The organism is Streptomyces sp. GQ60 (assembly GCF_059758875.1).
Window position 1 is genome coordinate 398744 of the sequence record NZ_JCAXEG010000005.1, and the last position, 13495, is coordinate 412238.

Sequence of the window (13495 nt, forward strand, 5' to 3'; positions counted from 1 at the left end):
GGGCTCTGCCGAGGTGTGAGCGGCTCGTGACGGGTCCGTGATGGGCGGTCAGGAACTGCTGCTGCAGCTGGAACTGGACGAACTGCTACAACTCGAACCGCTGGACCCGCTGGAGCCGCTCGAACAACTCGACCCGCCGGAGCCGCCGGAACAGCTCGACCCGCTGGATCCGCCGCCCCCGCAGCCGCTCCCGCCGGAGCCGCAGCTCGAACCGCCGGACCCGCCGCCGTCGGAACCCGCGCACCAGACGACCGGGAGCACCTCGTCCCCGGACCCCCAGGAGGACCCCGAGGCACCGGAACGCCCGCGGGGCTGGGCCGCCGCCAGCCGGGTCCCGCGAGCCGCGGGCACCAACTGCTCGCGCAGGTACGGGTCCCTCAGCCCCCTCAGCCCGAACAGCGAGGTCTGGACGTACGGGCTCGGGTCGGCCCCGAAGTGGGCGCGGATCGCGCGCAGCGCCGCGGCCCCGGCCGGGGTGATCCGCTGCCGGGCCCGGGAGGCGCCGACGGTGCCCACGACGATTCCGCCCAGCAGAACGGGCAGGACCTCGACGATGAACGGCACACGAACGGATCCGGCCCCCTCCTGGAGCACGAAGGCGACGAAGGACAGCGGCAGCGAGAGGACCAGCAGCACCCCGCACACCACGGCCTGGGCCACGCCGTGGCGCAACCAGCGGTGCCGGCCGCCCGGGGTGGCGATCAGCCCGCGGGCGGCCAGCGCGTCGCCGGTCTCCTGCACGGCCGGGTCCCGCATGGCGGCGTAGCGGATCTGGTACAGCCATCCGGACGGGGCACCCTGACAGGCCTGGAGCACGGCCCGCTGGGCCGGGTCACCGCCCCGCACCCCGGGCCGCACCTGGACGATGCCGGGCCCGCCGGCCAGCATCCGTCCGTCGCAGAGCAGCGAGACGAGCGCGGCGTCCACCACCGCGCCGGGTCCGCCGGCCATGAAGGCGGCCTCGGACAGGTCGTGCAGACGGGGGGCGGGGCTCAGGGCGGGCCGCCGCGACCGCCGCAGGCCGCGCAGGAGCAGGACGCTGGAAGCGATGACGCCGATCCAGACGGCCACGGCGAGGAAGTCGAAGAAGCTCACGCCGCCCTCCCCACCAGGGCGCGGACCCAGCGCACGGCCCGGCGCGGCGGCCGGGCCCGGGCCCGGTCCCGCCACCAGAGCGTGAGCCGGCGCCGGGCGGCGGGGTCGGCCGGCAGGTCCCGGACCAGCAGGTGCTCGGCGAAGTCCAGCGCGTCGCGCCGGTATCCGGCGGCCATGGGCCGGTGCCGGGCGTAGCCGAGGAAGGCCTCCCGGTACGCGTCCTCCCCGCCCAGGATGCCCGGCAGCTCGGGCGCCAGCTTGGCCACGACCCCGGCCCGCTTGGCCGCGAGCGCCCGCGCCTGTACGCGCACCCGCTGCCGGTCGAACCCCTCGGGCACGGGCGTTCCGGCAACCAGCGCCGACAACAGGGCAGCCTGCCCGATCCCGACCCGAGTCCGGGCAGATCCCAACCCCGCCCCGCCGGCCTTCGCGACGGGCATCGGGTCGGCCCCGGTCCCAGCCCCGTCGGCGTTCGCGGCGCGGGTCCGGGCAGCGCCCGGGGAACGGGGGAAGGGCGGGTAGGGGACAGCCCCCGCAGGGCCGTCCAGCACCCCGCGGATCGCCGCCAGCTCACCCGCCAGCTCGGCGCCGGCCGGAAAGTCGTCGTCCCGCTCCAGCAGCACGCCCGCCGGCTCCACCCGGGAGCGCAGCTCCGCGAGAACCTCCAGCACCGCCGCCGGCACCGGATGCGCGTGCGTGTCGTGCCACACCCCGCCCCGCTCCACGCCCCCGGCGACGTGCACGTACGCCAGCGCCTCCAGCGGGATCCCGTCCAGTACGGCGAGCGGGTCCTCCCCCCGGTTGACCCGGTTGGTGTGCAGGTTGGCCACGTCGATCAGCAGCCGCACCCCGGTCCGCTCCACGAGCTCCGTCAGGAACTGCGCCTCGGTGAGCTCCTCCCCGGGCCACGACACCAGCGCCGCGATGTTCTCCAGCGCGAGCGGCACCGGCAGCGCGTCCTGCGCGATCCGCACGTTCTCGCAGAGCACGTCCAGCGCGTCCCGGGTCCGCGCCACGGGCAGCAGGTGCCCGGCTTCGAGCACCGGTCCCGGCGCCACCGAGGAGGTCCGTACGAAGGCGATGTGCTCGGTGACCAGCGGAGCCCCCAGCGCCACCGCCCGCTCCCCGAGCGCGGCCAGCTTCGCCTGGTCCGGGCGGTCCGCGCCGCCGATGCCCAGCGAGACTCCGTGCGGCACCACGCGGACCCCGCGTTCGAGCAGCCGCAGCAGGGACTCGGGCAGGTGGCCGGGACAGATGTTCTCCGACACGACCTCGACCCAGTCCAAGCCCGGCAGGCCCTCCACCGCTCCCGCGATCTCCGGCCGCCAGCCGATGCCCACCCCCAGGTGTGCCATGGGCTTCATGTCCCCTCGCCCCCTCTCATCGGTCCGTGTGCCGATGTCATGGCCCCGACGGAGTCGAGCCAACCCGCCCAGGGGGACGTTCAGAGCAACATTTGAGGTTCCGGGCCCCGCGGCCCCGCGGCCCCGCCGATCCGCGCTACAGCCGCGCCCGCAGCGCCGGATGGTCCGCGACCACCGTGCACGAGCCGGGCGCGATCTCCGTGAACCCCGCGTCCCGCACCACCGGCAGCCCGCTCCCGGACAGCTCCGTCCACCGCTCGCGCGCGGCCGTCCGTACGGCCAGCCGGAAGCCGGAATCCCGCCACGCGGCCCGCTCCGGGCCGGTCAGCTCCCACCAGGCGAGCTGCGCCGCGTGTCCGGCCTGGGCCATGGCCTTGCCGGCCGACATGTCCAGGCCGGGGTTGAGCCAGAGGACCGGCAGGCCGGCCTCGGCCGGTGCGACCGGCTCCGGGTCGTCCAGATCGGTGCCCGACACCTGGAGCTTGGCCAGCTCCTTGGGCCAGCCGTCGAGCGGGACCGGCGGGAAGACCCGTACCTCCGAGTCAGCGCCCTGCACCGTGAGGCCCGGCAGGGTCCCGGCCTTGCGCCACTCCGCCCCGCGCGCCCTGCGCACCACCTTGCGGATCCGCGCGTCCTGCCAGTCCCGGACCGCCGCCGCCCACTCGCCCTCGCCGGCCGACCGCTCGTCGGTGAGCAGGACGAGCACCGCGCGGGCGGCCGTCTCCAGGGCGTCGGTCCGGGCCGGCGGCTCCGTCTTCTCGATCCGCACCACCAGCGGGAGGACGTACTGCGGTGCTTCGTCGCGGGCGATCCGCTCCTGCCGGAAGGGGCTGTCGGACCCGACTGCGGGTACCGGGGTGTCGTGGCGCGTGTCCTGGGTGCTCATCCGGCCAAGGATGCCAGTTTCCGCCTCCAGGCTGATGCCCGAGGGGCCCGGGACGGGGGAGTATCGACGGCATGAAGAGCGACCTGTTCGCGTCCGAGAACCTGGCCGAGGCGTCCGCCGTACCCGGGATGACCCTGCAGAACGCCAAGTCCGTGAAGTACACCGTCGACGGCGAGGTGCTCGCCCGCCAGGGTTCCATGGTCGCCTTCCGGGGGAACCTGCGGTTCGAGCGCAAGGGCGAGGGCGTCGGCCGCATGCTCAGGCGCGCCGTCACGGGTGAGGGCCTCCCGCTGATGTCCGTACGCGGGCAGGGCGAGGCCTGGTTCGCGCACCGGGCGGGCCACTGCTTCGTCATCGAGTTCGAGCCCGGTGACGCGCTCACCGTCAACGGCCGCAACGTCCTGTGCTTCGACCCGTCCCTCGGCTACGAGATCACGATGCTCAAGGGCGCCGGCATGGCCGGCGGCGGCCTCTTCAACAGCCTCTTCACCGGCACCGGGAAGCTCGCCGTGGTCTGTGACGGGAACCCGATCGTCATCCCGGTCACCCCGCAGGCCCCGGTCTACGTGGACACCGACGCCGTGGTCGGCTGGAGCGCGCGCCTGGAGGCGGCGCTGCACCGGTCCCAGTCCATCGGCTCGATGATCCGGGGCGGTTCCGGCGAGGCGGTCCAGCTGAAGCTCAGCGGCGAGGGCTTCGTCATCGTCCGCCCGAGCGAGGCCGCCGAGTCGGCCGCCGCCCATTGACCGCGCACGCCGCGCACGCGGGCACGCCGCGCGGGTGAGTAGGCTCGTACGCATGGACCAGACGGAGCAGACCGCGACCGACTCCTCGTACTGCCCCGCCCCCGCGGCCCCCGCCGGGCGGGTGGCCGGGCCGCCCTACGCCGACTGCGTGGAGTGCGGGAAGCCCACCGAGTACGGGGTCGCGACACCGGGCGTGGTGCTGTGCCCGGTGTGCGAGTGGCAGGACGCGCAGCGCACGGCCTGCTCCGGCTGAGGCCGCGGGATCTCGAGGCCCGTCGGGGCCCGGGCTACTTTCCGATGAGGTCGGAGACCTTGACGAAGCGGTAGCCGCGCTTGCGCAGCTCCGGGACGATCTTCCGGATGGCCTCCTCGGTGACCGGGGCGGCGCTGCGCGTGCAGTGCATGACCACGACCGAGCCGGGCTTCACCCCGGCCAGGACCTGTTCGGCCACCGCGTCGGGATCCTTCGCGAAGGCGTCCCCGCTGACCACGTCCCACTGGACGGCCGTGACCTTGGCCGTGGAGATGGCCCGCAGCGCCTGGTCGTCGTAGCAGCCGCCGGGGAAGCGGAAGTACGGGACGGTGTTGACCGCGCCCGCCTTGCGGAAGGCCTCGAAGGCCCGGTCCACGTCGGCGCGGGCGGCGGCCTCGTCGAGGGTGGGGAGCCCGTAGCACGGGGACTTGAAGGCGTGGTGGCTGTACGAGTGGTTCGCGATCTCGAAGTTCGGGTCGGTGCCGATGGACTTCGCCTGGTCCGGGTACTCCTCGGCCCAGCGGCCCGTCATGAAGACCGTCGAGGGCACCTTGAGGGTGCGCAGCGTGGAGATCAGCTGCGGGTTGTCGAAGCGCTCGCCGCCCGCCGCGCGCGGCCCCTGATCGGAGGTCATGTCGGCGTCGAAGGTCAGCGCCACCGTCTTGTCGGTCTGCTGCTTCGTGCGGTCGAAGACGGGGGTCAGGCCGCCCGGACCGGGAGCCAGGGTCGGCGCCTTGCCCGGCGGGCCGGGCTGCGGGGCCGCCGGCTGACTGCCCTGGGGGCTCGACGACGGGGCGGCGGACCCCGCGGTGGCGGGGGAGGCGGAGGCCGGAGCGGAGGGGGCCGCGGAGGCTCCCATCCGGGCCTGGCCGCCGGCGTCCGACGAACCGGTGCCGCCCCCGCACGCGGCGAGGGCGGCACTGAGAGCTGCTACGGCCGCGACGGCAGCCGTCCTGCGCACTGAGATGGTCACATACGCAAAATATATGACTATGTGGCAAGCAAGCGGGTGCGGCACTCCTCCACGTCGAAGTCACCCTTCGGGTACTGCGGCGCGATGCCCTCCAGATGCTCCAGCAGCAGTTTGCTGATCGCCCAGTTGCGGTACCACTTGCGGTCCGAGGGGACGACGTACCAGGGCGCGGCATCGGTGGAGCAGCGCTCCAGGGCCAGCTCGTAGGCCTGCTGGTACGCGGGCCACGCGGAGCGCTCCTCGATGTCTCCGACGTTGAACTTCCAGTGCTTGTCCGGGTTGTCGAGCCGCTCCAGGAGCCGCTTGCGCTGCTCCTCGTAGCCGATGTGGAGGAAGACCTTCACCACGGTGACGCCGTCGTCGGCGAGGGACTTCTCGAACCGGTTGATCTGCGCGTACCGGCGGCCGAGCTGACTGCGCGGCACCAGGTCGCGGACGCGGGCGATGAGGACGTCCTCGTAGTGCGAACGGTCGAAGATGCCGACCTCGCCCGGCTGTGGGAGGGCCTTCATGATGCGCCAGAGGAAGGGGTGGTTCTGCTCCTCGGACGTGGGCGCCTTGAAGGCCTTGATCCGGCAGCCGGAGGGGTTGAACAGCCCGATCACGTGCTTGACGGTGCCGCCCTTGCCGCTGGTGTCCATGCCCTGGAGCACGAGCAGGACGCGGCGGCGGTCGCCCGCGGTGCTGGCGGCGTACAGCCGTTCCTGGAGCGAGGCGAGCCGTTCACCCATCAAGGCGGTGGCCGCCACTCCGGCCGCCTTGTCGGTGGGACCGGCCGGGGTGGCTCCGGGGTGGAAGGCCCCGAGGTCGACGCGCTCGCCCGGCGGCACGCGGAGCACGGGGCTCAGCGGGGTGTCGTACCCGTACCCGTACTCGTACCCGTGTCCGCGTCCGTGGCCTCCGGTCTTGCGGGCGCCGCCCTTGGAGCCCGTGGAGTTCTCGGCGGATATGCGGAGCAGCTCGCGCAGGGAGAGGGGCTTGGACTTCGGCTTCCCGCCGGTGGCGGCGGCGCTGCCGGCATCGGTGCCGGCAGCGGGACGGGTCTGCTTCTCCGCCTTGGCGGCCTTCTCGCCCTTGGCGGGCGCGGCCGGCTCCGCGGGCTTCCCGGGGGTGGCCTTGCGGGCCTTGCGGGCCTTCGGCACCTTGGCGGGCTTCTCGGAGCCGGCGGCCTTGGCCCTTGCCTTGGCCTTCGCCTTCGTCTTGGACCCGGCCTTCTGCTGCTCCTCGGACTTCACGGCCTTGGCCGGTTCCCCGGCCTTCGCCTTCTCGCCGCCCTTGGCGGGCTTGGAGGCCTTCGAGGCCTTCGAAGCCCCCGCGCCCTCGGCGGTCTTGGCCGTCCCCGTGGGGCTGGCGCCCTTCCCGGACTTCGCCGTCTCCGACGGCTCGGCCGACCCCGTCGGCTTGTTGCTGTCCTTCTTGGCCACCGCTACCTACCTCGATCCATCGACTCCCTACGATGTTCCACCACAACGCAGTGGACCGCGACGTGGCGAAAGACCAGGCCGGGCGGGCCGGACGGCAGTGCGCGGGGGCCGGAAGACAGTGCGGGTCACCGCCATGGACCGGTCACCGCGAAGGTGGTCCCGGGCGCGTACGCGTTCACGTACATCGTCCGGGCGTCCGGGGAGAAGGTGACCCCGGCGAACTCGCCCCACTCCGGCGCCCCCGGCTTCCCGGTGTCGGCGGCGTTGCGGGCCATCGGGTAGACCTCGCCGCCGGGGGTCACGCCCAGGACGTACTGCGCGCCGCCGCCGTCCTCGCACACCATCAGCCCGCCGTCGGGGGCCAGGCAGATGTTGTCGGGGGAGTCGCCGGGCAGCAGGGTGCCGGCGGCCGGGCCGAACAGCACGTCCAGCCGGAGCCGCGCGCGCAGCGGGTCGTAGAACCACACCTGTCCCTGGTGGTCGGCGGGGGAGCCCTCGCGGGTGCGGGAGTAGCTGGAGACGAAGTGGACGCCACCGTCGCCCCAGTAGCAGCCCTCCAGCTTCTGGGCGTGGGTGACCCCGCCGGGGCCGAAGTCCTGGAGCCGGATCGGGGTCCCGGACGCGGACGGGTCCGGGACGGGGACCCACTCCACGGGGAACTCGGCTCCGGGCTCGTCCACCACCGCCAGGTTCGGCAGTCCGGGGACCCGCAGGGCCTCCAGCTCGCCGCCCGCGCGCAGGGAGCCGAGGCCGCCGAGGGGGCGGGCGGGCAGGAACCGGTAGAAGAGCCCGAAGGGTTCGACGAAGGCGTCCTCGGTCTCGTAGACCACGCCGAGGTACGGGTCCACGGCGACGGCCTCGTGCGCGAAGCGGCCCATCGCGGTGAGCGGGACGGCGCCGGAGCGGCGCGGATCGGCGGGGTCGACCTCGAAGACGTAGCCGTGGTCGCGGGTGTAGCCGGAGGTGCCCGCCCGGTCCTCGGTCTCCTCGCAGGACAGCCAGGTGTTCCAGGGAGTACGGCCACCCGCGCAGTTGACGGCGGTGCCGGCCAGGGCGACGCGCTCGGCGGTGACCCGGCCGGCCGGGTCGAGGTCGAGGAGGGTGCAGCCGCCGAGGGCGTACGGGTCGTAGGTGAGCCCGTCGACGGGAGGGACCCGCAGGGCGGCGGTGGTCCGGTTCTCGTGGTTGCGCACCAGCCGGACGCGGCGCTGACCGGCGTCGAAGGCGGCCATGCCGTCGAAGTTGCCCGGGATGACGCCCTCGCCCGAACGCAGCGGCTCGCCCGCGCGCGAGAGGACGCGGTACGTGAACCCGGCGGGCAGATCGAGCAGCCCGGCGGGGTCGGGCACCAGCGGGCCGTAGCCGCGGGCGGAGGCGGGGGCGGCGTCGCCGGTGAACAGCGCGCCGAGGGCTCCGCCGAAGGAGACGGCCGCGGCCGCCATCAGGCTGCGTCGGCTGAGGTTCATCGGCAACTCCGGGTGGTGGGGCGGATCTTCGACGGGGCCGTGGTACCACGCCGACGCGCCGTCCGTGCCGCGCCGCGCGCACCCGTACCCGGGCGGGGCGCGGGGGCCCGCCGCGCGGAGCCGTGCCCCTCACCGCGCTTCCACCGTTCACCGGGCTCTGCCCGGACCCCGGCTGGGCTCCGCCCCGGACCCGCGGCTCGAACGCCGGCGGGGCCGCAGATGTGGCCGGGCGGGCCCGAATCGGCCCGCCCGGGCGGAGCCGGGGGCTAGGCCAGCTTGGCGCTGAGGGTGATGGTCGTACCCGTCAGGGCCTGGCTGACCGGGCAGTTCTTCTTCGCGTCCTCGGCCGCGGCGACGAACGCGTCGTTGTCCAGGCCCGGCACCTCGCCCTCGACGGTGAGGTGGATCCCGGTGATGCCCTTGCCCGGCACGAAGGTGACGGCGGCCGAGGTGGTCAGCTTGGCCGGCGGGTTGCCCGCCTTCGCGAGACCGTTCGAGAAGGCCATGTTGAAGCAGCTCGAATGTGCGGCGGCGATGAGCTCCTCCGGGCTGGTGCGCCCGTTGGCCTGCTCGTCGGTGCGCGCGGGCCAGGAGACGGGGTAGCTGCCGAGGCCGGACGAGTCGAGGGTGACCTCGCCCTTGCCTTCGAACAGGTCGCCTTCCCAAACGGCGTGTGCATTGCGGGTGGCGCCGGCCATGGTGGATCCCTTCGCAGAAGTGGAAACGGCCGGCCCGCGGAACGGGCCGACGGCTCCAAACCTACTGGGACACCAGGGGCTTCGCGTCGCGTGCCAGCGCGGTGAGCCGCGAGATGGCCCGGAAGTACTTCTTGCGGTAGCCGCCGTTCAGCATCTCGTCACTGAAGAGGCGGTCGAAGGGAACGCCCGCCGCCAGGACCGGGACCTCCCGGTCGTACAGCCGGTCGGCCAGGACCACCAGCCGCAGCGCCGTCGACTGGTCCGGGATCGGGCCGACATCGGTGAGGCAGACGGCCGTCAGACCGTCGGTCAGGGCCCCGTAGCGGCTGGGGTGGACCCTGGCCAGGTGCTCCAGCAGCCCCGGGAAATCGTCGAGGCTCGCGCCCTCGGTGGCGTACGCGGCCTTCGTGACCTGCTCCTCCGAGAACGGCGCGGGAGCCTCCGGCAGGCCGCGGTGGCGGTAGTCCTGGCCGTCGATGCGCAGCGGCCGGAAGTGCGCGGAGAGCCCCTGGATCTCCCGCAGGAAGTCGGCGGCGGCGAAGCGGCCCTCGCCGAGCTTCCCGGGCAGCGTGTTGGAGGTGGCGGCCAGCGCCACGCCCTGCTCGACCAGGCGGCTGAGCAGGGAGGAGACGAGGACGGTGTCGCCCGGGTCGTCGAGCTCGAACTCGTCGATGCACAGCAGGCGGTGCCCGCCGAGGGTCTGCACGGTCTGCTGGAAGCCGAGCGCGCCGACGAGGTTGGTCAGCTCCACGAAGGTCCCGAAGGCCTTGAGCGCCGGCTCGGCCGGGGTGGCGTGCCAGAGGGAGGCGAGCAGGTGGGTCTTGCCGACGCCGTAGCCGCCGTCGAGGTAGACACCGCGCGGGCCGGTGGGGGCTGTGCTCTTCGGCGTCCGCGAGAACCACCGCTTCTTGCCGGAGCCGCTCGCGTGCGCCCCGCCGAGGCCCGCGGCGAAGTCCGCGAGGACGGTGACGGCCTCGGACTGGCTGGGCTGGGCCGGGTCCGGGTCGTAGGTGTCGAAGCGCACCGCGTCGAAGCGCGGCGGCGGCACCATCTCGGCCACGAGCCGTTCCGCGGGCACCCGCGGCTCGCGGGCACACAGGGACTGCGGTCCCACGTCGGCTATCGGGGGCCGCCCGGGGGCTGACGCTGAGGGCGAGAGTGATGTTGACACAGCTCTTAACTCTACGGGGCGTGGCACACTGCACCGATGCGACGCCTGTTCCCTGTGACCGATCAGACATCAGCGGACCGGACCGACCGTGAGTGGTCGCTGGACGAACTCGCCGAGGCGTACGAGTACCCCGAGCTCGGTCCGGACGGCCACTGGCTGCGGGCCAACATGGTCTCCACCCTGGACGGCGCGGCCCAGCACGACGGGCGTTCGCAGCCCATCTCCGGCGAGACCGACATGCGGATCTTCGGCACCCTGCGGGCCCTGGCCGATGTGGTGGTCGTCGGCGCGGAAACGGTTCGCCAGGAGGGCTACCGCCCGGCGCGGGCCCGGGAGGCGTTCGCCGCCCGCCGTAGCGCGGCCGGTCAGGGGCCCGCCGCGGCCATCGCCGTGGTCTCCGCCAGCCTGGACCTGGACTTCTCGCTGCCGCTGTTCTCCTCCCCGCTGGTGCCCACCCTGGTGCTCACGGGCGCCGCGGCCCCCTCCGGCCGGGTCGACGAGGCCGCCAAGGCCGGGGCGCACGTGGTGGTGGCCGGCGACGGGGCGGGCGTGGATCCGGCCCGGGCCGTACGGGAACTCGCGGACCGGGGGCTGCGCCGCCAGCTCACCGAGGGCGGGCCCCGGCTGCTGGGCCAGTTCGTGGCCGCGGACGCGCTGGACGAGCTGTGCCTGACGATCTCGCCGATGCTCACGGCGGGTGACGCCCAGCGGATCTCCGGGGGGCCGTCCGTCACGGTTCCGCACCGGCTCGCGGCGGCCTGCCTGCTGGAAGAGGCCGGGTTTCTCTTCACGCGTTACCGTCGGATCTGAAGAGAGGCGGAATTAGTCGTTCCGCTTAGCTTCCGCTGGGCACATTAGTGGGCAGGTATAACCGCAGGCCCCGTGCCACAGCGGGGCAGGATGGTTTCCGCAGGGGCCGGCCGGCCGGTCTCGGCCCACGAAGGAGAGGGCGTCCGTGTTCACGAGCGTATTGATGATCGAGCAGCCGCTGACCCCCGTCGACGTGGACTTCGTCACGACCCTCCACGGAGACGAGCAGGTCTCCTTCATCGTCCTCATGCAGCCCCGCGGCGACCGGGACCGGCTGCTGCGCGCCATCGACGACGTAGCGCTCGGTGAGCTTCCCGAGGCCATCCGCGAGGGCGACGAACCGGAGGGCGAGGCAGCCCGCGGCCCGGCCGAACTGGCGATCGAGCACTCCCTCGCCTCGCTGCGGGCCAAGGGGGCCAAGGCCGTCGGGCAGATCGTCGACGAGCATCCGCTCGACAAGCTGAAGGCGGTGGTGGACGAAACCGGAGCCGACGAGGTGATCGTGCTGACCGCCCCGCACTACGTCGAGGAGTTCTTCCACCGGGACTGGGCCTCGCGGGCGCGCCACAAGGTCGGCGTTCCGGTGCTCAAGCTCTTCGCCCACAAGGAATAGGGTGGAGGCGGCCGGACGGTGCATCCACGCAACCCCGTAACCGCACATCCGGCTGCCGTACGTACGCATCGATCCTGGAGCTACCTGAATGAAGCCCGGCCTGCCGACCGCCATGGAACGGCCCCACTTCATCGGCATCGGCGGCGCCGGCATGTCCGGCATCGCGAAGATCCTGGCCCAGCGCGGCGCCCAGGTGGCCGGCAGCGACTCGCGTGACTCCGAGACCGCCCAGGCGCTGCGCGCCCACGGCGCCACGGTCCACATCGGGCACGCCGCCGGTCACCTCGCCGACGACGCCACCTGCGTGGTCGTCTCCAGCGCCATCCGCGCCGACAATCCGGAGCTGGCCCGCGCCGCCGAGCTCGGCATCCCCGTCGTGCACCGCTCCGACGCCCTGGCCGGGCTGATGGACGGCCTGCGGCCGATCGCCGTCGCCGGCACCCACGGCAAGACCACCACCACCTCGATGCTGGCCGTCTCCCTCTCGGCGCTGGGCCTGGACCCCTCGTACGCCATCGGCGGCGACCTGGACGCCCCCGGCTCCAACGCCCACCACGGCGAGGGCGACATCTTCGTGGCCGAGGCCGACGAGAGCGACCGCAGCTTCCACAAGTACACCCCGCAGGTCGCGATCATCCTCAACGCCGAGCTCGACCACCACGCGAACTACGCGTCGATGGACGAGATCTACGAGTCCTTCGAGACCTTCGTCGGCAAGATCCCGGCCGGTGGCACCCTGGTCATCGCCCACGGCCAGGCGGGCGCGGCCGAGATCGCGGGGCGGGTCGGCGCCAACCCCGGCCTGACGGTCGTCACGTACGGCGAGGAGCCCGCCGCCGACGTCCGGATCACCAAGATCACCCCGCGCGGGCTGAGCAGCGAGGTCACCGTCGTCATCGACGGCCGGATGCTCACCTTCACCGTGTCGGTGCCCGGCCGCCACTACGCGCACAACGCCGTCGCGGCCCTCGCCGCCGGCGTCGCGCTCGGCATCCCGGCGCACAACCTGGCCTCCGCCCTCGGCAAGTACACCGGGGTCAAGCGCCGCCTCCAGCTCAAGGGCGAGGCCGCCGGGGTCCAGGTCATCGACTCCTACGCGCACCACCCGACCGAGATGACCGCCGACCTGGAGGCCATCCGCGGCGCCGCCGGGGACTCCCGCATCCTGGTCGTCTTCCAGCCGCACCTCTTCTCCCGCACCCAGGAACTCGGCAAGGAGATGGGCCGGGCCCTCGCCCTCGCCGACGCCTCGGTCGTCCTCGACATCTACCCGGCCCGCGAGGACCCGGTCCCCGGGGTCACCAGCGAGATCATCATCGACGCCGCGCGCGCCGCCGGGGCCGACGTCACCCCCGAGCACTCCAAGGAAGCCGTCGCCGACGTCATCGCGGGAATGGCCAAGCCCGGCGATCTCGTTCTCACCATGGGTGCGGGCGATGTCACGGACCTGGGGCCGGCCATCCTGGCCCGTCTGTCGAACTGACGGCTCTGGGAAGAGCGGGAAAGCGGGAGATCAGTCATGTCGTACGAGGTAGAGAAGACGGACGAGCAGTGGCAGGCGGAGCTGACCCCGTCCGAGTACCAGGTACTGCGCCTCGCCGGGACGGAGCCCGCCTTCCGCGGTGAGTACACGGACACCAAGACCAAGGGCGTCTACAGCTGTCGCGGCTGCGGATCCGAGCTGTTCCGCTCCACGGAGAAGTTCGAATCGCACTGCGGCTGGCCGTCCTTCTACGACCCGAAGGACTCCGACGCGGTCGAGCTCAAGGCGGACGTCGCCCACGGCATGGTCCGCACCGAGGTCCTGTGCGCGAAGTGCGGCTCCCACCTGGGCCACGTCTTCGAGGGCGAGGGCTACCCGACCCCCACGGACCAGCGGTACTGCATCAACAGCATCTCCCTGCGCCTGACCCCGGCCGAGAAGCCGTCCGCCTGAGCTGCTCCACCGCTTCACCGCTTCACCGTTCCACCGCTTCATCGTGACCCTGCCTTCGGG

General features: G+C 73.2%; 14 protein-coding genes. 6 read left to right on the forward strand and 8 right to left on the reverse strand.

Annotated features, from left to right (window positions below):
* Window positions 1-48: 48 nt before the first annotated feature.
* From AC6CKD_RS15835 to AC6CKD_RS15845, 3 genes are all read right to left on the reverse strand, one after another.
* Complete coding sequence (locus AC6CKD_RS15835; RefSeq protein WP_498327946.1) at window positions 49-1095, reverse strand: TIGR04222 domain-containing membrane protein; 1047 nt, start codon at window positions 1093-1095, stop codon at window positions 49-51.
* Entirely contained in the window at window positions 1092-2459 is a 1368-nt protein-coding gene (locus AC6CKD_RS15840) for an MbnB/TglH/ChrH family RiPP precursor modification enzyme (RefSeq protein ID WP_498327947.1), read from the reverse strand. Before AC6CKD_RS15840 ends, AC6CKD_RS15835 begins: the two co-directional genes overlap by 4 nt.
* Before the next feature lie 136 nt (window positions 2460-2595).
* Complete coding sequence (locus AC6CKD_RS15845) at window positions 2596-3345, reverse strand: aminoacyl-tRNA hydrolase (protein ID WP_498327948.1); 750 nt, start codon at window positions 3343-3345, stop codon at window positions 2596-2598.
* A 71-nt stretch (window positions 3346-3416) separates the two neighbouring features.
* Between AC6CKD_RS15845 and AC6CKD_RS15850 the strand changes: the two genes are divergently transcribed.
* Together AC6CKD_RS15850 and AC6CKD_RS15855 are read left to right on the forward strand one after the other, a co-directional pair.
* A complete protein-coding gene (locus tag AC6CKD_RS15850; RefSeq protein WP_498327949.1) occupies window positions 3417-4091 on the forward strand; it encodes an AIM24 family protein in 675 nt (224 codons plus the stop codon).
* A 52-nt stretch (window positions 4092-4143) separates the two neighbouring features.
* Window positions 4144-4344 carry a hypothetical protein gene (locus AC6CKD_RS15855; RefSeq protein ID WP_478687535.1) on the forward strand — a complete coding sequence of 67 codons (201 nt, stop codon included), beginning with the start codon at window positions 4144-4146 and terminating at the stop codon, window positions 4342-4344.
* A gap of 34 nt (window positions 4345-4378) precedes the next feature.
* Here the strand turns inward: AC6CKD_RS15855 and AC6CKD_RS15860 are convergent, their stop codons facing one another.
* The 5 genes from AC6CKD_RS15860 to zapE form a co-directional block, all read right to left on the reverse strand.
* On the reverse strand, window positions 4379-5317 hold the full coding sequence (locus tag AC6CKD_RS15860) for a polysaccharide deacetylase family protein (RefSeq protein WP_498327951.1): 939 nt from the start codon (window positions 5315-5317) through the stop codon (window positions 4379-4381).
* A 17-nt stretch (window positions 5318-5334) separates the two neighbouring features.
* Entirely contained in the window at window positions 5335-6267 is a 933-nt protein-coding gene (locus AC6CKD_RS15865) for a polyphosphate kinase 2 family protein (protein WP_498328136.1), read from the reverse strand.
* Window positions 6268-6866: 599 nt separating this feature from the next.
* Window positions 6867-8207: an alkaline phosphatase PhoX gene (locus tag AC6CKD_RS15870; protein ID WP_498327952.1), complete on the reverse strand. Its 1341-nt coding sequence runs from the start codon at window positions 8205-8207 to the stop codon at window positions 6867-6869.
* 266 nt (window positions 8208-8473) lie between these two features.
* On the reverse strand, window positions 8474-8905 hold the full coding sequence (locus tag AC6CKD_RS15875) for an OsmC family protein (protein ID WP_478687538.1): 432 nt from the start codon (window positions 8903-8905) through the stop codon (window positions 8474-8476).
* A gap of 61 nt (window positions 8906-8966) precedes the next feature.
* On the reverse strand, window positions 8967-10076 hold the full coding sequence (zapE, locus tag AC6CKD_RS15880; protein WP_498327953.1) for a cell division protein ZapE: 1110 nt from the start codon (window positions 10074-10076) through the stop codon (window positions 8967-8969).
* Between the two features lie 36 nt (window positions 10077-10112).
* Between zapE and AC6CKD_RS15885 the strand changes: the two genes are divergently transcribed.
* The 4 genes from AC6CKD_RS15885 (at window position 10113) to msrB (ending at window position 13435) form a co-directional block, all read left to right on the forward strand.
* The gene (locus AC6CKD_RS15885) at window positions 10113-10886 is read left to right on the forward strand and encodes a pyrimidine reductase family protein (RefSeq protein ID WP_498327954.1); all 774 of its coding nucleotides are present in this window, start codon (window positions 10113-10115) and stop codon (window positions 10884-10886) included.
* Between the two features lie 145 nt (window positions 10887-11031).
* Window positions 11032-11499 (forward strand): indole-3-glycerol phosphate synthase, encoded by a 468-nt coding sequence (locus AC6CKD_RS15890; RefSeq protein WP_498327956.1) that lies wholly within the window; start codon window positions 11032-11034, stop codon window positions 11497-11499.
* An 88-nt stretch (window positions 11500-11587) separates the two neighbouring features.
* Window positions 11588-12982: a UDP-N-acetylmuramate--L-alanine ligase gene (gene murC / locus AC6CKD_RS15895; RefSeq protein ID WP_498327957.1), complete on the forward strand. Its 1395-nt coding sequence runs from the start codon at window positions 11588-11590 to the stop codon at window positions 12980-12982.
* 36 nt (window positions 12983-13018) lie between these two features.
* A complete protein-coding gene (gene msrB, locus AC6CKD_RS15900) occupies window positions 13019-13435 on the forward strand; it encodes a peptide-methionine (R)-S-oxide reductase MsrB (protein ID WP_498327958.1) in 417 nt (138 codons plus the stop codon).
* Window positions 13436-13495: the final 60 nt, after the last annotated feature.